The sequence below is a fragment of the Paracoccus sp. S-4012 genome, assembly GCF_009674885.1.
Taxonomy (GTDB): domain Bacteria; phylum Pseudomonadota; class Alphaproteobacteria; order Rhodobacterales; family Rhodobacteraceae; genus Paracoccus.
On record NZ_WKKA01000006.1, the window covers coordinates 56,627 to 75,319 of the forward strand.

The window sequence follows — 18,693 nt, forward strand, 5'->3', positions numbered from 1 at the left end:
CGATGACGCCGCGGCTCGCCCTCGCTGCCATTGCGCTCGCGGGCCTCGCCGCCTGCGGGCCGATCCCGGTCGAGCAGGCCGAGCGTGTCTGTCTCGATCAGGCGCGCGGGGCCGCGGGGCCGCGGTCCCAGGTGTCGATGGGCGTGGCGACGGATGGCCACCGGGTCCGTCCGGTCGCCGGGATCGAGCTTGCGATCTCGTCCGACTGGATCGCCGGGCGCGATCCGGCGCAAGCATTCGACCGCTGCGTCGTCAACCGCTCGGGGCAGATGCCGACCCGGCCGCTGAGCCAGCAGCCGGGCTGGATCGGCCGCCAGTAACATTCCGGGCGGCGCCGCTCGCGCGCCCTCCGACCGACCCGAAGGAGCCGACATGGTCCAGTTCACCCTGCCCAAGAACAGCCGGATCACGACCGGCAAGACCTGGCCCGCGCCGCAGGGCGCCACGCGGGTCAAGACCTTCCGCATCTACCGCTGGGACCCGGATTCGGGCGAGAACCCGCGGATCGACAGCTACACGCTCGACCTCGACAAATGCGGGCCGATGGTCCTTGACGCGCTCATCAAGATTAAGACCGAGATCGACCCCACGCTGACCTTCCGCCGCTCCTGCCGCGAGGGGATCTGCGGCTCCTGCACGATGAACATCGACGGCGGCAACCACCTCGCCTGCATCTACGGCATCGACGAGGTGAAGGGCGACGTGGCGATCTACCCGTTGCCGCACATGCCGGTGGTCAAGGACCTGATCCCTGACCTGACCATGTTCTACGCCCAGCACGCCTTCGTGCAGCCTTACCTCAAGACCGAGACCCCGGCCCCCGGCAGGGAGTGGCGGCAGACGGTCGAGGACCGCAAGAAGCTCGACGGCCTTTACGAGTGCATCCTCTGCGCCGCCTGCTCGACCTCCTGCCCGAGCTACTGGTGGAACGGCGACCGCTTCCTCGGGCCAGCGGCCTTGCTGCACGCCTATCGCTGGATCATCGACAGCCGCGACGAGGCTACGGGCGAGCGGCTGGACGACCTCGAGGACCCGTTCAAGCTCTATCGCTGCCACACGATCATGAACTGCACCAATACCTGCCCGAAGGGGCTGAACCCGGCCAAGGCGATCGCGAACATCAAGCACCTGATGGTCGAGCGCAGCCTCTGACGCCTGCTGGATTCGACCGGAACGCCGCCCCGCTGCGAGGCCGGGCGGCGTTTCTCGTCGTGGCGCCGCGGAGGGTTCCCGAGGGTTACGCTGCGTCGCAGCATCTTCCCTCCGTGCCTGAGACATCCCACATATGCCGCGGGAGGGCCACGACCTTTATCGAAGGAGGCCCATGAAGATGGCCGATATCCGCAACCTGCCCCGCCGCCCCGAAGCCGCCGCCGAAGCCGCGCGCCGGGCCGAGGACGTGCTGGCGCAGATGTATGCCTATTTCGACTACGACGACCTGCCGGTGCTGGCACCTGCGGCCGACGAGCCGGAATATGCGCTCGTCGCCTGATCGCCTGCCAAGCCACCGCCGCGTGGGCTTAACGCCGCGGCGGCGGCCTCGCTCATGCGGCGGTGCAGCGCCGGGCTGACCGGCGGCGGCACCTGCTCGGGATGAGCACGGACGAGGCCCGCGAGGTCGGCCGCGTCGAGAAACTCGATATCCGGCCGATCCGACAACCCGAGGTAACGCGACACCGCGCGAGTCATCGCCCCCGGCCCGGTCAGCGCCCATTCGCCGCTGCCATCCCCCTCCGCCAGTTCTGCCTGCATCTGCCGCAGGATCGCCGCGATCAGCGGATGCCCCGCGCGGGCCGCGATCAGGTCCTGGCCGATGCTGCCATCGGCCTCCACGACCAGCACCGCCCCCGCGCGCCGCGCTTGCAGAAAGGCGCGCAGGTCGCCCCGCCGCCGCAGATGCGGCGCGACGAGCAACCCGCCCTCGACCGCGAGCGCCGCGAGCGAGAGCAGCACGCGGCGGGACTGCGCCGAGGGCGCCTGCCGCAACCCCTCGGCCAGCGCCGCCCCGAACCGAGGCACCGCGCGGTCGAGCGCGGCTCCGGCCTCGAGCCGCAGATGCGCGATGCCGTCCTGCGCCCAGCTTTCCGACATCGGCCGCAGGGCTGCGGGCGTATCCACTTGAAGCACCGTTGGCGGGATCGCACCCGCGCCAGCCTCCGGCTGCCCATCCCGCCAGCGGGCTATCGCCGCCCGAGCCACCGGAAACAGGTCGGCATCGTGGACGCCCGCTTCGGCGAAGGCTCTGGCGAGCCGCATCTCGTTGAACCGCGCGCCCTCCGGCGACTGCGACAGGTGCCGCCCGCTGCCGCGGCGCTCGGCCTCTGCGAGGATCGCCGCCGCTGCCTCGGTGTCGCCGGCTGCCACCGCGAGGGCAAAGGCGCGGCGGGGATCGGTCGCAGGATCGAGGAGCGCGAGGGCTTTGGCGTGGCGGCCCTCGGCCGCAAGGATGCGGATGCGTTCGGCCGCGGCGACGGCGGGAGGGATGGCAGCGAGGAGGCCAGCGGCCGTCGCCGCCCGGCCCTCGGCGATGCGGATGCCGATGCGGTCGGTGGTGAGGAAATGCGCCCGTGGATGCCGCGCGGCGGCGCGGGACAGCAGCCGGTCGGCCGCCGCCGCATGGCCGGCGCGGTCGAGGAGCCGGGCGAGGGCGGCGATCTCCACCGGTTCATCGGCCGGGCGCAGGCCGCCGCGCGCGCGGGCCGCGGCGAGGACGGTGTCGGGCGGGTCGGTCAGGATCGCCAGATGCGGGTGCCACCGGACCGCGCTCGCCGCGTCCTGCCGCGCCAACAGCGCCGCTGCGACCTGCCGCGCCGCATCCACCGCGCCCGCCCCGGCCACAAGCCGCACCACGCGGATGGCCGAGGACAGCGTCAGCCGCCGCTGCAGGAGCGCGGCGAGGAGCGGCGCAAACGGCGCGTAGGGGTCCTCCGCAGCGGCTTCGAGGCTGGTGACGAGGTCGGCCTCGAGCAGCGCCGCCATCGCCCGGCGCGCACGCTCGCGGCGGCGGGCGATGGCGGCCGGATCGGCGTTGTCGGGCATCTCCTGGAGGGCAGCGACGGCCTCGGCGGGCCGGTCCGCCGCGAGCAGCAGATCGACCTTCCGCAGCGGTGGGACCGCATCGCGCGGCGCGGCGGCGGCGACCGCGTCGAGGCCGCGCAGCAGCGCCGGGACGTCCCCGGCCTCCCGCGCGGGCGCATGCTCGTAGAGCCAGAGCGCGGCCATGACCACCGCGCGATCCGTCGGAAAACGCGCCCGGACGCTGCGCCAGAGGGCAAGGCCGTCGGTCCCCGCGCCGTTGCAGGCCAGATGCCGCAGGACCGCGCCGGCCTCCGACCCGTCCTGTCCGAGGCAAGCGGCGGCTGCCTCGCGCTCGGCCGCCGTGCCCGCCGCGAAAAGCCGCAGCGCCGCGCGCGGGCCGAGGCGACCGGTGGCAAGCGCCTCGCGGGCCGCGGCGAGGCCCGCCTCCGGGCCGGCGGTCAGCGCGGCCAGCTCGGCCTCGCGGTCGGCCCTCAAGCGGTCCTCGACGCCGGCGAGGGTCCCCGGCGCTTCCGCCAGCCGCCCGCGCCCGATCGCCAAGTCCGCGGCGATCAGTGCCGCGCCCGAGGGATCGCCCGCCGCGCGCGCCTCGGCGGCCAGCGTTTCGAGGCGGCCGAGATCGCCCGTCGCCGCGGCAAGCGCCGCGCGCCGCAACCGCGCCGAGGGCAGGGGAGTGTGCTGTGCGGCGTCATCCATGGCCGCAGGATAGCCATGCGGCCCGGCGCGACGCTACAAGCGCAGGTTGCGCGAGGCATCCGCAGCGCGAAGGGCGCAGCACATCGGCCACAGGCGGCACCGGCTGCAACTCCGTGCTTGCCCGAAGCTTTTCCGTGCATTAACCAAAAGGCGCAGTCGCCTTTAACTTGTGTCAGGATGCCACAATTCACGCGCGAGCATAGAACGTGAACGGCCTTCCGCTCGGCTGCGCTCCCTTGGGACAACCGGACGGGGTCGGGTCGGATGACTGAGCATGCGGTGGCGCAGGCCGGGCGGGAGGGCGCGGCGCGGGTCGCGGCCGTCGTGATAAGTTGGGACGGGATGCACGAGGCGGCGGCGTCGATTGCCGAGGGCCTCGCCGGGCATGTGGACGAGCTTTTCGTCGTCTACTCCAACGCCACCGACCGTAACGAGGTCGGCCCCGGCGCCTGGCACCGGGTGGCGCAGAGCTGGTTCTACGGCCGCAAGTTCGAGGTCGCGCTGCGCCTTGCCCCCACGGATTCGGTGCTGCTGGCGATCTCGGCCGATGCGGCGGCCGAGGACTGGGGCGACATCGTCGCCGGGCTGCGCGAGGCGCTGCGGGCCGATCCGGCGATTGCGGTCTGGGCGCCCGATCTCGACGCGACGCCCTGGCCGAGCCATCTGGTCGCGGATGCGGATGCGGATGCGGATGCGGATGCGGAGGCGCCGGGCGCGCTCGACGAGGACGGCCTCCTTGACGTGCTGCAGACAGACGGCGTCGTCTGGGCGGTGACGCCGCCGGTGGCGGCGCGGCTGCGGCGGCTGGACTATGGGGCGAACAATCTCGGCTGGGGGATCGACTGGACCGCCATCGCCTGCGCCCGGCTGGGTGGCGGGCGGGTCGTCCGCGATCTCAAGCGCCGCATCCGCCATGCCGAGGGGCGCGGCTACAGCACGGCGGCGGCGACGCAGAACTTCAAGAACCTGCTCGGCCAGCTCTCCGAGGAGGAGCGCCGCTGGGTGCTGGCGGCGCATGAGCGGGTGAGCGGGCGCGCGCCCGCGCCGGCGCGCGGGCCGGGGCTGGCCGAGGCGCCGGCGGTTTTCGCGCAAGCGCGCACGGTCCTTGCCCATCCGGCGCAGGAGGCGGCGCGCGAGCACCCGCTGGACGCGGTGAAGGCGGTGCATCTGCTCGACGGCCGGGCCTGGGTGCTGGCCGCGCGGAGCCTCGAGGGCGAGGACGTGGCGCTCGAGGCAGGCGGGCGGCGGCTGCCGCTGAGGCCCGTGGCCGCGCCGCCGCCGCTCTCGGGCGTGGCGCAGCCCTATCCGATGCGCGATGCCGACGGGGGCTCGGCCAGCTGCCGCCTCAACGGGCATGGCGGTTGGCAGGTCGCGGCCTGGAACACCCTCTGCGTCACCATCGCCGAGCGCGAGGCGCCGCTGCGCCTGGCCCTCGGCCCGCCGCTCGCCATCGCCGGGGCGGGCCGGGGCGCGCGCTTCAGCGCGCGGCTGGCCGCGCATCGGGCGGCGGGCGACCTCGTGCTGCGCCTGCGCGACGGCGGTGGCGGGTTGCTGGACGAGATCGTCACCGCGTTCGATCCGCGCTGCCTCGGCGCCGACCGGCCCGAGGGCTATCAGGCGGTGAGCCTCGCGCTGCCCGACGAGGCGCAGACGGTCGAACTGCTGCTCGACTATCGCCGCGCCGCAAGCCCCGCGGGCGATCCGCCGGTGTTCTTCGTGGCCGAGCCGCAGATCGTTCCCGCCCGCCCGCGCGAGAGTCATTACCGCGCCGAGGCGGTCCATTACGGCACGACCGACACGCCGCATTGGCACGCGGCCGAGATGCTGCTGTCCGATGCCGAAGCCGCGCAGGGCGTGGCGCTCGTCTCGCTCGCCGCCCGCCGCCCGGTCGCTGACCTCGCGGCCTCGGGCATCACGCTGCAGCGGGACTGGGGGCATGTGCTGGAACTGAACGCCGCCCGCGCCTTCCACGGCGTGCTGCTGCGGGACGGTCAGCCCGTCTGCCCGGTCCACCTCGCGGCCGGGCACAACGTCCTGCGTCTGCCCGAAGCCTTCCTGACCGGCACCACCACGGCGGTCGAGATCCGCGACGCCTCGGGTATCCATGTCGCCTGGCGCGACTGGCTGCTGCCGCCACGGCAGCTGACGGCGCTGCCGCATCTGCAGGCCGAGGGCCGCGCGCCGCTGCCGGTGGAGCTGTTCCCGCAGACCGCCTTCCGCTACCGCGCGCTGCGCGCCCATGCCCGCGGCGGCTCCTCGCCCGCGCTCATGGCGCAGCTCGACACCGCGATTGCCCGGCTCGAGGCGGGAATGGACCACGTCCGCCTGGGCCCGCTCGCCTTCCCCAAGGTCGAGGCGCCCGATGTCACCGTGGTGATCCCCGCGCATAACCAGATCGGCGCGACCTTCTGCTGCCTCAACGCCCTGCTGCTCGCCTGGAACCGCGCCAGCTTCGAGGTGATCGTCGTGGACGACGCCTCGACCGACGCCACGCGCGAACTGGAAGCCCATGTCACCGGCATCCGCGTGATCCGCCACGACTCCGCGCAACGCTTCATCCGGGCCTGCAACGCGGGCGTGGCGGCGGCGCGTGGGCGCTATGTGGCGCTGCTGAACAACGACACTGAGCCGACGACCGGCTGGCTCGACGAACTGATCGAGGCGATGGAGGCCCGCCCGGACGCCGGGCTGGTCGGCTCCAAGCTGCTCTGGCCAGACGGCCGGTTGCAGGAGGCGGGCGGGATCGTCTGGGGCAATGGCGATCCCTGGAACTACGGCCGCGGCGCCAACCCGTGGGAGCCGCGCTTCTGCTACACGCGGCAGGCGGATTACCTCTCGGGCGCGGCGCTGCTGACGACGCGCGCCCTCTGGGACGAGGTCGGCGGCCTGTCGGACTATCTCGAGCCGATGTATTTCGAGGACACCGACCTCGCCTTTAAGATCCGCGCTGCGGGGCGGACGACCTGGTTCGTGCCGTCGTCCGTCGTGTTCCACCATGAGGGCGTGACCAGCGGCACCGACACCGCCGGCAGCGGCTTCAAGCGGTTTCAGGAGGTCAACCGGCCCAAGTTCAAGCGCCAGTGGCTGCGCGACTACGCCGCCCACGCGCCCTATGGCGAGGCGCCGGACCTCGAGAAGGACCGCGGCATCCACGGCCGCATCCTGTTCGTGGACTACACCACGCCCACGCCCGACCGCGACGCCGGCAGCTATGCCGCGCTGATGGAGATCGAGCTGATGCAGTCGCTCGGCTTCAAGGTGACGCTGCTGCCGGAAAACCTCGCATGGCTGGGCGGTTACAGCGAAAACCTGCAAAAGATGGGGGTCGAGGTCATCACCGCGCCCTTCTTCGCCTCCATCGACCAGTTCCTCGAGGCCCGGGCGGCGGAGTTCGACGCCTTCTATGTCATGCGCTACCACGTCGTGAACAACGTCGTGCCGAAGATCCGGGCGCTGAACCCCGAGGCGCGGATCGTGATGAACGGCGCCGACCTGCACTACCTCCGCCTGCTGCGCCGCGGAAAGGCGGCGGGTGACGCCGACCAGATCGCCGCTGCGCGCGAGGTGCGGGTGGCGGAAATCGACGCCATGCGCAGCGTCGACGTCGTCGTCTCCTACAACGAGGTCGAGGCCGCGGTGATCGAGGCAGTCTCGGAGGGCGAGGTTGCGGCGCTGCCCTGCCCTTGGGTGCTGGACTTCCCCGAGGTCGTGCCGCCGCGCATCGGCCGGGCGGGGCTCTCGTTCCTCGGGAGCTTCCATCACCACCCGAATGTCGAGGGCCTGCAATGGTTCGTCGAGCGGGTGATGGGTCCGCTCGCCGAGGCCGCGCCCGACCTCGTCCTCTCGGTCTACGGCTCTCGGATGAACGACGCGATCCGCGCCATGGCCTCGCCGGTGATCCGTCCCCTGGGCTATGTCGAGGACGTGGCGCAGGCCTATGACCCGCATCTGTTGTTCGTGGCGCCGCTGATCTCGGGGGCGGGGATCAAGGGCAAGGTGCTGAACGCGCTGGCCCGCGGCGTGCCCTGCGTGCTGAGCCCGGTCGCCGCAGAAGGCATCGGCCTGCGCAGCGGCCACGACTGCATGGTGGCCGAGACCCCAGAGGAGTGGGTCGCGGCGATCACCGGCCTCACCGCCGACCCGGCCCGCTGGACCGCGATCCGCGACAACGCGATGGCGCATGCACGGGCGCGCTACGGCTTCGAGACCGCCCGCGCGCAGATGCGGCGGGTGTTCGAGGCGGTGGATCTTTACGGGAGGGCGTGAGGATGGACGGAGCCGAGCGCTTCATCGAGGGCAACCTCTGCGTGGCGGTGCAGTATTTCGTCAAGCACGACACCACCCTCGCAACTCTGGAAACGGTGCGCCGGATGGCGGGCGGCCGCGGGATCAGTTTGCTGCTGATGCAGGACGGCATCGAGGGCGCGCGGCGCGAGGATGAGCGGCGTGGTGTCCACGCCGAATGCGGTGCTGCGGTCGAGGACTGGTGCGCGACGCATGCCGCTGCCTTCGCCCGGATCAAACACCGCCGGTTGCCGCGCAACCACGGCACATGCGGCACCGCGCGGGAGATCATCGACGCCGCGCTCGATCTGGGCGACTGGGTGCTCTTTGCCGAGGACGACGTGCTTTTCTGCGACAGCGCGCTCGACTGGTTTGTGACGGCGGTCAACAGCGATGTCTTTGCCCGGGAGGAGGTCTGGGCGGTCGCGGGCGAATCGAAGGCCTTCGATGCCCGCGGCGCGGCAGTCGATCCCGACCGCCGCGAGGCGGACCGCACCCGGGCCGAGGCCTTGGGCCTCGTCTCGCGCTATGTGCTGTTCGACTTCCTGCCGTCGAGTTGCTTTGCGACCACGCGCGCGAAATGGGCCGAGTTCGGCGAAACCCGCGGCCTGCCGAACGGCGTGCGCGACCTCAATCTGCGCTGCCGGGCCGAGGCGCAGCGCTCGCTCTGGCCGGTGATCGCGCGCTGCCGGGACGAGGGGATGCATCATCCGCTTGGCTACAGCATGATGATGCGCAAGGGCGATGCCGCTGCGATCGCCGGGAAGAGCGTCTATCTGACGGCCGACGATCTCGAGCCGGGAGCAGGGTTCACGCCGCTGGAAAAGACGCTGACCGGCCTCTTCACCGAATGGCGCGCGGCTTCCTGACGCCTCATGCCACCCGTTGACCCTCCACCCAGGTCCCGCGCAGCAGCGGCGCCGTTCCGAGCCGCCCGAAGCGCACCAGGTCGGCGCGCAGGCCCTCGCGCAGCACGCCGCGGTCCGCGAGGCCGGTGGCCGCCGCGGGGGCCGCGGTGACGGTGGCGATGGCCCGCGGCAGGTCGTCCCAGAGGTCGGCCAAGGCGAGGGCGCCGGCCAGCAGCGAGGCGGGGATGTAGTCCGACGACAGGATGTCGAGGAGGTCGGCCGCCGCGAGGTCGGATGCCGCGACGTTGCCGCTGTGCGAGCCGCCGCGGATCAGGTTCGGGGCGCCCATCATCACCGCGATGCCGCGGGCGCGGCAAGCCTGCGCTGCCTCGACGGTGGCGGGAAACTCGGCCAGGCGGATGCCGCGGGCGGCGCTTTCGGCGACCTGCTCGGGCGTCGTGTCGTCGTGGCTGGCGAGGGCCGCACCGAGGCGGCGGCCGGCGGCGATCACGGCGGCCTCGTGCGCGGCGCCGACGCGGGCGCGCAGTGCCTGCATCGCGGCGATGTGAGGCGCGAAGCCGGGGTCGTCGGCGCCGCCGGGGAAGTAGCGGGCAAGCTGTGCGATGTCGCGGAACTGCCGCTGGCCGGGGGTGTGGTCCATCACGCTGACGATGCCGATGCGGTCCTCGGGACCGAACTCGTCGAGTTCCTCGGCCAGCGTCTCCGAGCAGATCTCGGCCCGCAGGTGGATGCGGTGGCTGATCTTCAGCGCGCCCGCCGTCCGCAGCGCCATGATCTCGGAAGCCAGCGGGCGGGCATAGCGGGGGAACTCGTCGGCGCGGCTCTCGAGCGAGCCCACGCGCAGCGCGTCGAAGACAGTGGTGATGCCGGCGCCCGCAAGCTCGGCGTCATGGGCGAGGATGGCGTTCGCATGCGGCCAGTCGACGCGGGGGCGTGGCCGGATGTGGCGCTCGAGGTTGTCGGTGTGGAGTTCGATCAGGCCCGGCGCGAGGAAATCGCCGCCGCAATCCTCGGCGCCCTTCGGGACGCCGGCGCCGGGCTGGACCTCGGCGATGCGGCCCTCGGCGATCCGCAGGCTGCCGCGGACGACCTCGCCGGGCAGCACCAGCATGGCGTTGGCGAGGACGGTCTCGGACATGCGGCGGCTCCTCGGGCGTGCGGTCCGCTCTTCGGGGATCGCGGCGCGCGGCGCAAGCGGGTGGCGGAAAATGCGCGCGGCGTCTTGCATCGGCGGGCGCTCCGCGGTCAGAGGGAAGGGCGCACGGCGCTGTTGAGGAAAGGAAAGAGCCATGACCGACGGACCCGTCCTGGTTGCCATCGACCCCGCCAATCTCGAAGGGCAGCGCTACCTCCTCGCCCGCGCCGAAGAGCAGGCCGCGAAGCGGGGCACCACGCTCGAGGCGATCCTCGTGGTCGAGGCGCCGAGCTATGCGGGCGGCGGCGCGGGCTTCGCCTCGGCGGTGGCCCGGCTGACGGCGGAGGCCGAAGCCCGCGCGCGCGACTGGCTGGCCGAGTCCCGCGGTGCGAATGCGCCGGCCGCGCGGGCGCGCGTGACCCATGGCGACGCGGTCGAGTGCATCCTGCGCGAGGCGAAGGCCATCGGCGCCTCGGTGATCGTGATGGGCGAGAGGAGCCTCAGCCTCGACAGCCGCCTGCTCGGTTCGGCCGCGCGGGGGGTCTCGGAGCAGGCCGAGGGCGAGGTGGTTCTGGTGCCGACGCCCGCGCGGGGGTGAGAGGGTCGGTGCGTTCCTGGAACGCACCCTACCCGCGAAGCCTCGCCGTAGGGTGCGTGGTTTCCACGCACCTTTTCGCGGCGCCTGCACTCCCTCAGACGTATTCATCCTCCCACCCGCGCCGCAGCAGCAGGTTGTGCCGCCCGACGTTGCGGATGTCCCGCTCGCCGCAAAGCGCCATCGTGACGTCCAACTCCTTGCGGATCACGTCGAGCGCCGCCGTCACCCCCCGCTGCCCGAGCGCGCCGAGGCCGTAGATCCAGGCCCGCCCGATCCAGGTCCCCTGCGCGCCGAGCGCCACCGCCTTCAGCACGTCCTGACCCGAGCGGATGCCGCTGTCGAGATGGACCTCCACCCGGTCCCCCACGGCCGCCACGATCTGCGGCAGCATGCGGATCGAGGACAGCGCGCCGTCGAGCTGCCGGCCGCCGTGGTTGCTGACCACGATCGCGTCGGCGCCGAAATCGGCGGCCATGCGGGCGTCCTCGGCGTCCAGTATCCCCTTCAGGATCAGCTTGCCGCCCCACATGTCGCGGATCGCGGCGATCTTGCCCCAGTCGAGTTGCGGGTCGAATTGCTCGGCCGTCCAGCTGGCGAGGTTCGCGGTGTCGGTCACGCCCTTGGCATGGCCGACGATGTTGCCGAAGAACCGTCGCCGGGTCCGCAGCATCTCCGATCCCCACCGCCACTTGGTCGCGAGGTTCGCCATCGTCGGGATCGTCAGCTTTGGGGGCGCCGAGAGGCCGTTCTTCAGGTCCTTGTGCCGCTGGCCGAGGATCTGCAAGTCCAGCGTCAGCACGAGCGCCGAGCAGTTTGCGCGCTTCGCCCGCTCGATGATGGCGGCGAGGAACTCCTGATCCTTCATCACATACAGCTGGAACATGAAGGGCTTGGTTGTGTGCACCGCCAGGTCCTCGATCGAGCAGATCGACATGGTCGAGAGGCAGAAGGGCACCCCCGCGGCCTCCGCCGCCCGCGCCGCCTTGATCTCGCCATCGGCGCTCTGCATGCCGGTCATGCCGACCGGGGCGAGGCCCACCGGCATGGCGACGGGGAGGCCCACCATCTCGGTTGCGAGGTTGCGGTTGGTCATGTCCACCGCGACCCGCTGGCGCAGGCGGATGTCGTGGAAATCGGTGGTGTTCTCGCGGAAGGTCTGCTCGGTGTAGCTGCCCGATTCCGCATAGTCGTAGAACATCCGCGGCGCGCGGCGGCGGTAGATGGCTTTCAGGTCGTCTATGCTGGTGATGACCGGCATGGGCTGGGCTCCGCGGGCAGGGTGGCGTTGGTTGTGGACGCGCGGGCCGCGGGGCGCAAGTCAGGGCTGGCGGGCGGTGGCGGCGCGCATCCTCGCGAGGGTGGCGGGGTCGATGACCTCGCCGCCGCGGATCGCCTCGGCGCGGTCGCGCAGCGCATCGGCGCGGGCGGAGAGATCGCCGTTCACCGGCGGCGGCGCGACCGTCGCGGCTTGCAGGCCCGCTTGCGCGGCGCGGAGGTCGCGGGTCACGGCGTCGGGATCGGCGGCGGCATGGGGCGGCAGCGCGGGTTCGGCCAGAAGCTGGTCGAGGGGCAGCAGCGCCGGATAGTCCTCGCCCTGCCGGCCGTCGCCGCAGGCAGCCAGCAGCAGGAGGAGAGGCAGGGCGCGGCGCATGGTCGCGGAGGATAGGGCCGGGCGGGCGCGAACGGAAGCGCCGCGCTTCCCCACACGCGGCTAGCGGCCTATGACCCGGCGCATGGCCCGCACCCAAGGTTCCCGCGCCGAGATCACCGGCCCCGCGCTGCGCGACGCGGCGCTGCGGCTGTTCGCGCGGCACGGCTATGCCGCCGTCTCGATGCGCCAGTTGGCGGGTGAGGTGGGCGTGCAGGCGGGGGCGCTCTACGCCTATACGCCCGACAAGCAGGCGCTGCTGGCGGACCTGCTGCGCGGCCATATGGAGGAACTGCTAGCCGAGTGGTCCGACGATGCCGCTGCCCCGGCGCTCGACCGGCTGGAACGGTTCGTCGCCTTCCATGTCCGCTTCAGCCTCGAGCATCGCGATGCGGTATTCCTGAGCTACATGGAGTTGCGCAATCTCGCGCCCGAGAACCACGCGGCGATCGCCCGCCTGCGCCGCGCCTATGAGGACGCGTTGCAGGCGATCCTCGACGCGGGCTGCGCGGCTGGTGTGATGCACCTGCCCGACACCCGCGTGGCGGCCATGGCGCTGATCGCCATGCTCACCGGGGTCACGCACTGGTATCGCGAGGGCGGCCGCTACGACCGCCCGGGCATCGAGGCGATCTATCTCGACCTCGTCCTTGGCGCCGTGGGCGCTGCGTGACTCCGCCGCCCCGCGGCCCCATGATCGCGCCATGAGTCTCCCGCCCGCCTTCCTCGACGAGATCCGCGCCCGCGTGCCGCTGTCGCGCGTGATCGGCCGGCGCGTGGCGTGGGATCTGCGGCGCAGCAATCAGGCGCGGGGCGACTGGTGGGCGCCGTGCCCGTTCCACCACGAGAAGACTGCCTCCTTCCACGTCGATGATCAGAAGGGTTTCTACTACTGCTTCGGCTGCCTCGCGAAGGGCGATGCCATCGGCTTCCTGCGCGAGGCCGAGGGGATGGGCTTCATGGAGGCCGTGGCGGCGCTCGCCGCCGAGGCCGGCATGGCGTTGCCCGAGCGCACGCCGGAGGCGAAGGCGCAGACCGACAGACGCACGCAGCTGGTCGAGGTTATGGAGCAGGCGGTCCGCTGGTTCCGGTTGCAGCTGCAGACCGCGGCGGCGGGGGCGGCGCGGGATTATCTCGCCGGGCGCGGGCTGGACAGCGCCACGCTCGACCGCTTCGAGATCGGGTTTGCGCCCGACAATCGCCGGGCGCTGGCCGAGGCGATGGCGCAGAAGGGGATCGCGGCGGAACTGCTCGACGCCGCCGGGCTGGTGATCCGCCCCGACGACGGCGGCAACCCTTATGACCGTTTCCGCGGCCGCATCATCTTCCCGATTCGCGACGCCCGCGGCCGCGCCATCGCCTTCGGGGGCCGCGCGATGGACCCCGGCGCGCGGGCCAAGTACCTCAACTCGCCGGAAACCGCGCTCTTCGACAAGGGCCGCACGCTCTACAACCTCGGCCCGGCGCGGGTGGCTGTGGGCAAGGGCGCGCCCCTCGTCGTGGCCGAGGGCTACATGGACGTGATTGCGCTCGCCCGCGCCGGGTTCGAGGGCGCGGTGGCGCCGCTCGGGACTGCGATCACCGAGGAGCAGCTGCGGCTGATGTGGCGCGTGAGCCCCGAGCCGGTGGTGGCGCTCGACGGCGATGCGGCGGGGCTGCGCGCTGCGATGCGGCTGGTCGATCTGGCGCTGCCGCTGACCGGGCCAGGGCAGGCGCTGCGATTCGCGCTCATGCCGCCGGGACAGGACCCGGACGACCTGATCCGGGGGCAGGGCAGGGCGGCGATGCAGGCGGTGCTGGACGGCGCCCGGCCGCTGGTCGACCTGCTCTGGCAGCGCGAGACCGAGGGGCGGCAGTTCGACAGCCCCGAGCGGCGCGCGGCCCTCGACCATGCGCTGCGCGCCGCGATCGCGCGCATCCCCGACCCCGCGACCCGCGCCCATACCGAGGCCGAGATCCGCGCCCGCCGCGCCGCCCTGTTCCGTCCCGAGGCCCCCGCGCGCCCCAGCGGCCCCGGCCCGCGCCGGTTCGGCAAACCCGGCCCCGAGGCCCCGCGCGCCCAGACCCGCGCCTCGCGCCTCGCCGCCGGGGACGAGGGCGAGCGGCTGCTCGAAGCCGCGGTCCTCGCCGCCTGCGCCCGCCACCCGGAGATCGTCGCCGCCCTCGAATCGCGCCTCGAACGCCTCGTCCCCGCCGATCCCGGTCGCGCGGCGCTGCTCCATGACCTGCTGGCGGGCAGCCGCAGCGAGGCCGGCGCGGCGGCCCTTGATGCGCTGCTCGCCGATCCCCATCTCCGCCTTGTCCCGCCCAGCCAGCAGGATGATCCCGACCATGCCGCGCGGATCGTCGAGAACGCGCTCGACCGGATCGAGGCACGCCGCGCCTCGCGGGTCGAGCGTCATCGGCTGGAGGACGAGATCGTGGCCGGCGCCGCGGATGAGGGGCTGACCTGGCGCGCGGCGCAGCTGACCCGGGTGCGCGAGGCCGCCGACCGGCCCAACCTCGGCGAAGCCGGCGATCTGGGCGAGGACCCGGAGGCGCTGGTCGCCGGGATCGACGCGCTGCTCGAAGCGGTGCAGTCCGGCAGCCTCGGCCGCCGCGGGCGGCGCTGAGCCGCGCCGAATCATCGCCCGGAAGGGCATCGAAAGCTTTGCGGCTCGTCGGGCGGACGGGTCGTGAAGCGATTTGAATCGGGGCTGTGAAGCCAGTAGACCGCCCGCTAGCCTTCGGTGATTCGCTCCGCGAATCGAATCGCCGCTGCCTCGCGAATCGCTTGCCCGCGAATCGCCCCCTGTGAGGGAGAGCCTGCATGGCCGCCAAGGACGACGAAGACCTGAAGCCCGACGCCGAAGCCGATCCGTCGCTCGACGTGAGCCAGGCGGCGGTCAAGCGCATGATCGCCGAGGCGCGCGAGCGCGGCTACATCACCTACGACCAGCTCAACACCGTCCTGCCGCCGGAGCAGGTCAGCTCCGAGCAGATCGAGGACGTGATGTCGATGCTCTCGGAGATGGGCATCAACGTCATCGAGGACGAGGAGGCCGAGGACGCCGACGCCGACAAGCCGAAGGAGGTCGCGACCACCGGCACCACCGGGCGCGAGGTCGCGGTCGCCCAGCAGGAGACCGAGAAGCTCGACCGCACCGACGACCCGGTGCGGATGTATCTGCGCGAGATGGGCTCGGTCGAGCTGCTGTCGCGCGAGGGCGAGATCGCCATCGCCAAGCGCATCGAGGCCGGCCGCAACACCATGATTGCGGGCCTCTGCGAGAGCCCGCTGACCTTCAAGGCCATCACCATGTGGCGCGAGGAGCTTCTCGAGGAGGAGATCCTGCTGCGCGACGTGATCGACCTCGAGACGACTTTCGGCCGGGCGATGGACGACGACGCCGAGGAAGAGGAAGTCGACGACGCCGATCCCGTGACCACCGCGGCCCAGCCCGGCCCGATCCGCACGCCCGGCACCAGCAGTGATGACGACGATGACGACGAGGGCGTGAACCCCTCGCTCGCCGCCATGGAAGCCACGCTGAAGCCGCAGGTGCTGGAGACGCTGGAATCGATTGCGCGGGACTACGAGACGCTGGCCGATCTTCAGGATCAGCGCATGTCGGCGCGGCTGAACGAGGATGGCAGCTTCTCGGCCCGCAGCGAGAAGACCTATCAGGAGGTTCGCTCGCGCATCGTCGAACTGGTGAACGGCCTGCACCTGCACAACAACCGCATCGAGGCGCTGGTCGACCAGATCTACGGCATCAACCGCCGCATCGTGACGATCGATTCGGGCATGGTGAAGCTTGCCGACGCCGCCCGCATCAACCGGCGCGAGTTCATCGACGCCTATCGCGGCAGCGAGCTGGACCCGACCTGGGTCGAGCGCATGGCCGGCAACAAGGGCCGCGGCTGGCAGGCGCTGTTCGACCGCTCGCGCGAGCAGGTCGAGGGGCTGCGCGGCGAGATGGCGATGGTCGGCCAGCATGTCGGCGTGGACATCGAGGAGTTCCGCCGGATCGTGAACCAGGTCCAGCGGGGCGAGAAGGAGGCCCGGCAGGCCAAGAAGGAGATGGTCGAGGCGAACCTGCGGCTGGTCATCTCGATCGCCAAGAAATACACGAACAGGGGCCTGCAGTTCCTTGATCTCATTCAGGAAGGCAATATCGGCCTGATGAAGGCCGTGGACAAGTTCGAGTATCGGCGCGGCTACAAGTTCTCGACTTATGCGACCTGGTGGATCCGTCAGGCGATCACGCGCTCGATCGCGGATCAGGCCCGGACCATCCGCATCCCGGTCCACATGATCGAGACGATCAACAAGCTGGTCCGCACCGGCCGCCAGATGCTGCACGAGATCGGCCGCGAGCCGACGCCCGAGGAACTGGCCGAGAAGCTGCAGATGCCGCTCGAGAAGGTTCGCAAGGTGATGAAGATCGCCAAGGAGCCGATCAGCCTCGAGACCCCCATCGGTGACGAGGAGGACAGCCAGCTCGGCGATTTCATCGAGGACAAGAACGCCGTCCTGCCGCTCGATTCGGCCATTCAGGAGAACCTGAAGGAGACGACCACGCGCGTTCTGGCCAGCCTCACGCCGCGCGAGGAGCGGGTCCTGCGGATGCGCTTCGGTATCGGCATGAACACCGACCACACGCTGGAGGAGGTCGGCCAGCAGTTCAGCGTCACGCGCGAGCGGATCAGGCAGATCGAGGCCAAGGCCTTGAGAAAGCTCAAGCATCCCAGCCGCTCGCGGAAGCTGCGGTCGTTCCTCGACCAGTGATGGAGACCGGCTGCTTTCTCTACCGCAGCACCGCCCGGCTGGGCAGCGACCGCGACCTCCGCGCCATTCTCGCGGAGGCGCGCGACCGCAACACGCGCCTCGACCTGACCGGCTACCTGCATTGCGAGGACGGCAGCTTCTATCAGTGGCTCGAAGGCCCGCCGGAGCCGCTGGCCGAGGTCGCCACGATGATCGAGCGCGACCGCCGCCATCAGGACATGCGCTACCTGCTGCGCGGGACGCAGGCCGTACGCCAGTTCAAGGACTGGCGCATGGGCTTCGGGGTGAGCGACCCCGGCACGCTCTTCGAGTGGATCGCCGAACGCGGGATCTCGCGGCTGGACGAGGCCCGTTTGGCGCGGTCTATCCTCGGTTTTCTGCTGAGCGAGCCAGTCCGCGGCAGGGCGGAGATCAGTTGACCGCGCAACCGGGCGCCGATTCACCGCATTTTAGGCATTTTCGGCGACATTGGCGCTTGCCTTCATAGCACAAAGCGGGAACAAATCGGCTCTGGTGAGGCGCCGGTGGGGGCGAGGCTTTCCATGCGCTATCGGGCAACGGGGACGGGAACTTGGGTCTGGGATGCGGCGAAGCTCCTCGTCCTGACCCTTGCCGCGATCACGGCCGGGCTGGCGGTGTGGCAGCTGACGCAGGTGCTGCTGCTGCTGTTCGGCTCCGTGCTGATCGCGGTCCTGCTGCGCGGCGTGGCCGCCCCGCTGCGGCGCTTTCTGCCGATCGGCGAGGGCTGGTCCGTGATCCTTGCCGCCCTGCTGATCGCGGCGGCACTGATCGCCTTCCTCACACTGATCGGGGCGCAGTTCCTGACCCAGGCGCGCGCGCTGCTCGACACGCTCCCCGACCTGATCGCCGCGACCGAGAACCGCTTTGGCCTGAACGGCCTTGGCCGCTGGCTGGAGGATCTGCAGGTCCGCCTCTTCTCGGACGGCGGCATCGTCATCAACGTCGCCAGCTTCTCGACCAACATCTTCAGCCTCGGTGCGCAGCTGGTGGTGGTGGTGTCGGCCGCCATCTATCTCGCCATCAACCCGCGCCTCTACCTCGAGGGCTTCCTGCTGCTCGTGCCTCAGGAGCGGCAGGAGAAATGGCGCGACACGCTGGAAACGGTGGGCAACGCGCTCCGACTCTGGCTGCTGGGGCAACTCGCGGCGATGGCGCTGATCGGCACGGTGACGAGCCTCGGGCTGTGGCTCCTCGGCATCCCCTCGGCCCTGGCGCTCGGCGTCTTTGCCGGACTGTTCGAGTTCGTGCCCTATGTCGGGCCGGTGCTCAGCGCCATTCCGGCCATCATCGTGGGGCTGGGGCAGGGCGTGGACACCGCGCTCTGGGTGCTGCTGTTCTACGTGGTGATCCAGCAGGCGGAGGGCATCCTCATCACGCCGCTGATCCAGCAGCGCTCGGTCGACCTGCCCCCGGTCATCACGATCTTCGCCATCATCGCCTTCGGGGCGCTGTTCGGCGCGCTCGGCGTGGTGCTGGCGACGCCGCTTGCCGTGGTCTGCCTGGTGCTGGTCAAGAAGCTCTGGGTTCGCGAGGTGCTGCAGGAGGACGTGGCGGTGCCGGGTGACGAAGAGGACGAAGCCGCGAAGAGGAAGGAGGCCGCGTCATGAAGCCGGAACGCGAAGGACGACGCACCGC

15 protein-coding genes are annotated in these 18,693 nt (G+C 71.4%); 11 read left to right on the forward strand and 4 right to left on the reverse strand.

Annotation, left to right across the window (positions count from 1 at the left end; all coding sequences use genetic code 11):
• The first annotated feature begins 2 nt into the window (after positions 1-2).
• The 3 genes from GI374_RS09735 to GI374_RS09745 all read left to right on the forward strand — a co-directional run bounded on the left by GI374_RS09735 (position 3) and on the right by GI374_RS09745 (position 1,492).
• On the forward strand, positions 3-320 hold the full coding sequence (locus GI374_RS09735; protein WP_154336885.1) for a hypothetical protein: 318 nt from the start codon (positions 3-5) through the stop codon (positions 318-320).
• Between the two features lie 52 nt (positions 321-372).
• Positions 373-1,152 (forward strand): succinate dehydrogenase iron-sulfur subunit, encoded by a 780-nt coding sequence (locus GI374_RS09740; RefSeq protein ID WP_154336886.1) that lies wholly within the window; start codon positions 373-375, stop codon positions 1,150-1,152.
• 172 nt (positions 1,153-1,324) lie between these two features.
• Entirely contained in the window at positions 1,325-1,492 is a 168-nt protein-coding gene (locus GI374_RS09745; RefSeq protein WP_154336887.1) for a hypothetical protein, read from the forward strand.
• On the opposite strand, the gene GI374_RS09750 is transcribed toward GI374_RS09745, so the two are convergent.
• A complete protein-coding gene (locus GI374_RS09750; RefSeq protein WP_154336888.1) occupies positions 1,429-3,732 on the reverse strand; it encodes a hypothetical protein in 2,304 nt (767 codons plus the stop codon). The two genes, GI374_RS09745 and GI374_RS09750, sit on opposite strands and share 64 nt — an antisense overlap.
• A gap of 264 nt (positions 3,733-3,996) precedes the next feature.
• Here GI374_RS09750 and GI374_RS19720 point away from each other — a divergent pair, with 264 nt between their 5' ends.
• Both GI374_RS19720 and GI374_RS09760 read left to right on the forward strand, forming a co-directional pair.
• Positions 3,997-7,998, forward strand: a complete 4,002-nt coding sequence (locus tag GI374_RS19720; RefSeq protein WP_154336889.1) for a glycosyltransferase — start codon at positions 3,997-3,999, stop codon at positions 7,996-7,998.
• Between the two features lie 2 nt (positions 7,999-8,000).
• On the forward strand, positions 8,001-8,885 hold the full coding sequence (locus GI374_RS09760; protein WP_154336890.1) for a hypothetical protein: 885 nt from the start codon (positions 8,001-8,003) through the stop codon (positions 8,883-8,885).
• A 4-nt stretch (positions 8,886-8,889) separates the two neighbouring features.
• On the opposite strand, the gene GI374_RS09765 is transcribed toward GI374_RS09760, so the two are convergent.
• The gene (locus tag GI374_RS09765) at positions 8,890-10,023 is read right to left on the reverse strand and encodes an alpha-D-ribose 1-methylphosphonate 5-triphosphate diphosphatase (protein ID WP_154336891.1); all 1,134 of its coding nucleotides are present in this window, start codon (positions 10,021-10,023) and stop codon (positions 8,890-8,892) included.
• A 151-nt stretch (positions 10,024-10,174) separates the two neighbouring features.
• On the opposite strand from GI374_RS09765, the gene GI374_RS09770 reads away from it, so the two are divergent.
• Positions 10,175-10,618 (forward strand): universal stress protein, encoded by a 444-nt coding sequence (locus tag GI374_RS09770; RefSeq protein WP_154336892.1) that lies wholly within the window; start codon positions 10,175-10,177, stop codon positions 10,616-10,618.
• Between the two features lie 94 nt (positions 10,619-10,712).
• Here GI374_RS09770 and GI374_RS09775 read toward each other — a convergent pair whose 3' ends face one another.
• Both GI374_RS09775 and GI374_RS09780 read right to left on the reverse strand, forming a co-directional pair.
• Positions 10,713-11,876 (reverse strand): alpha-hydroxy acid oxidase, encoded by a 1,164-nt coding sequence (locus tag GI374_RS09775; protein ID WP_154336893.1) that lies wholly within the window; start codon positions 11,874-11,876, stop codon positions 10,713-10,715.
• Between the two features lie 60 nt (positions 11,877-11,936).
• On the reverse strand, positions 11,937-12,269 hold the full coding sequence (locus GI374_RS09780; protein ID WP_154336894.1) for a hypothetical protein: 333 nt from the start codon (positions 12,267-12,269) through the stop codon (positions 11,937-11,939).
• Between the two features lie 82 nt (positions 12,270-12,351).
• Between GI374_RS09780 and GI374_RS09785 the strand changes: the two genes are divergently transcribed.
• From GI374_RS09785 to GI374_RS09805, 5 genes are all read left to right on the forward strand, one after another.
• Positions 12,352-12,939 carry a TetR/AcrR family transcriptional regulator gene (locus GI374_RS09785; RefSeq protein ID WP_154336895.1) on the forward strand — a complete coding sequence of 196 codons (588 nt, stop codon included), beginning with the start codon at positions 12,352-12,354 and terminating at the stop codon, positions 12,937-12,939.
• Positions 12,940-12,970: 31 nt separating this feature from the next.
• On the forward strand, positions 12,971-14,878 hold the full coding sequence (gene dnaG / locus GI374_RS09790) for a DNA primase (RefSeq protein ID WP_154336896.1): 1,908 nt from the start codon (positions 12,971-12,973) through the stop codon (positions 14,876-14,878).
• A gap of 197 nt (positions 14,879-15,075) precedes the next feature.
• Positions 15,076-17,037: an RNA polymerase sigma factor RpoD gene (rpoD, locus tag GI374_RS09795; RefSeq protein WP_154336897.1), complete on the forward strand. Its 1,962-nt coding sequence runs from the start codon at positions 15,076-15,078 to the stop codon at positions 17,035-17,037.
• A complete protein-coding gene (locus GI374_RS09800) occupies positions 17,037-17,456 on the forward strand; it encodes a BLUF domain-containing protein (RefSeq protein ID WP_154336898.1) in 420 nt (139 codons plus the stop codon). Before rpoD ends, GI374_RS09800 begins: the two co-directional genes overlap by 1 nt.
• Before the next feature lie 123 nt (positions 17,457-17,579).
• The gene (locus GI374_RS09805) at positions 17,580-18,665 is read left to right on the forward strand and encodes an AI-2E family transporter (RefSeq protein WP_154336899.1); all 1,086 of its coding nucleotides are present in this window, start codon (positions 17,580-17,582) and stop codon (positions 18,663-18,665) included.
• The last annotated feature ends 28 nt before the right edge of the window (positions 18,666-18,693 follow it).

Excerpts from the sequence above, each read along its gene's own strand:
- GI374_RS09735 (WP_154336885.1), top strand. The coding sequence starts at position 3 with ATGACGCCGCGGCTCGCCCTCGCTGCCATTGCGCTCGCGGGCCTCGCC.
- GI374_RS09740 (WP_154336886.1), top strand. The coding sequence starts at position 373 with ATGGTCCAGTTCACCCTGCCCAAGAACAGCCGGATCACGACCGGCAAG.
- GI374_RS09745 (WP_154336887.1), top strand. The coding sequence starts at position 1,325 with ATGAAGATGGCCGATATCCGCAACCTGCCCCGCCGCCCCGAAGCCGCC.
- GI374_RS09750 (WP_154336888.1), bottom strand. The coding sequence starts at position 3,732 with ATGGATGACGCCGCACAGCACACTCCCCTGCCCTCGGCGCGGTTGCGG.
- GI374_RS19720 (WP_154336889.1), top strand. The coding sequence starts at position 3,997 with ATGACTGAGCATGCGGTGGCGCAGGCCGGGCGGGAGGGCGCGGCGCGG.
- GI374_RS09760 (WP_154336890.1), top strand. The coding sequence starts at position 8,001 with ATGGACGGAGCCGAGCGCTTCATCGAGGGCAACCTCTGCGTGGCGGTG.
- GI374_RS09765 (WP_154336891.1), bottom strand. The coding sequence starts at position 10,023 with ATGTCCGAGACCGTCCTCGCCAACGCCATGCTGGTGCTGCCCGGCGAG.
- GI374_RS09770 (WP_154336892.1), top strand. The coding sequence starts at position 10,175 with ATGACCGACGGACCCGTCCTGGTTGCCATCGACCCCGCCAATCTCGAA.
- GI374_RS09775 (WP_154336893.1), bottom strand. The coding sequence starts at position 11,876 with ATGCCGGTCATCACCAGCATAGACGACCTGAAAGCCATCTACCGCCGC.
- GI374_RS09780 (WP_154336894.1), bottom strand. The coding sequence starts at position 12,269 with ATGCGCCGCGCCCTGCCTCTCCTCCTGCTGCTGGCTGCCTGCGGCGAC.
- GI374_RS09785 (WP_154336895.1), top strand. The coding sequence starts at position 12,352 with ATGGCCCGCACCCAAGGTTCCCGCGCCGAGATCACCGGCCCCGCGCTG.
- dnaG (WP_154336896.1), top strand. The coding sequence starts at position 12,971 with ATGAGTCTCCCGCCCGCCTTCCTCGACGAGATCCGCGCCCGCGTGCCG.
- rpoD (WP_154336897.1), top strand. The coding sequence starts at position 15,076 with ATGGCCGCCAAGGACGACGAAGACCTGAAGCCCGACGCCGAAGCCGAT.
- GI374_RS09800 (WP_154336898.1), top strand. The coding sequence starts at position 17,037 with ATGGAGACCGGCTGCTTTCTCTACCGCAGCACCGCCCGGCTGGGCAGC.
- GI374_RS09805 (WP_154336899.1), top strand. The coding sequence starts at position 17,580 with ATGCGCTATCGGGCAACGGGGACGGGAACTTGGGTCTGGGATGCGGCG.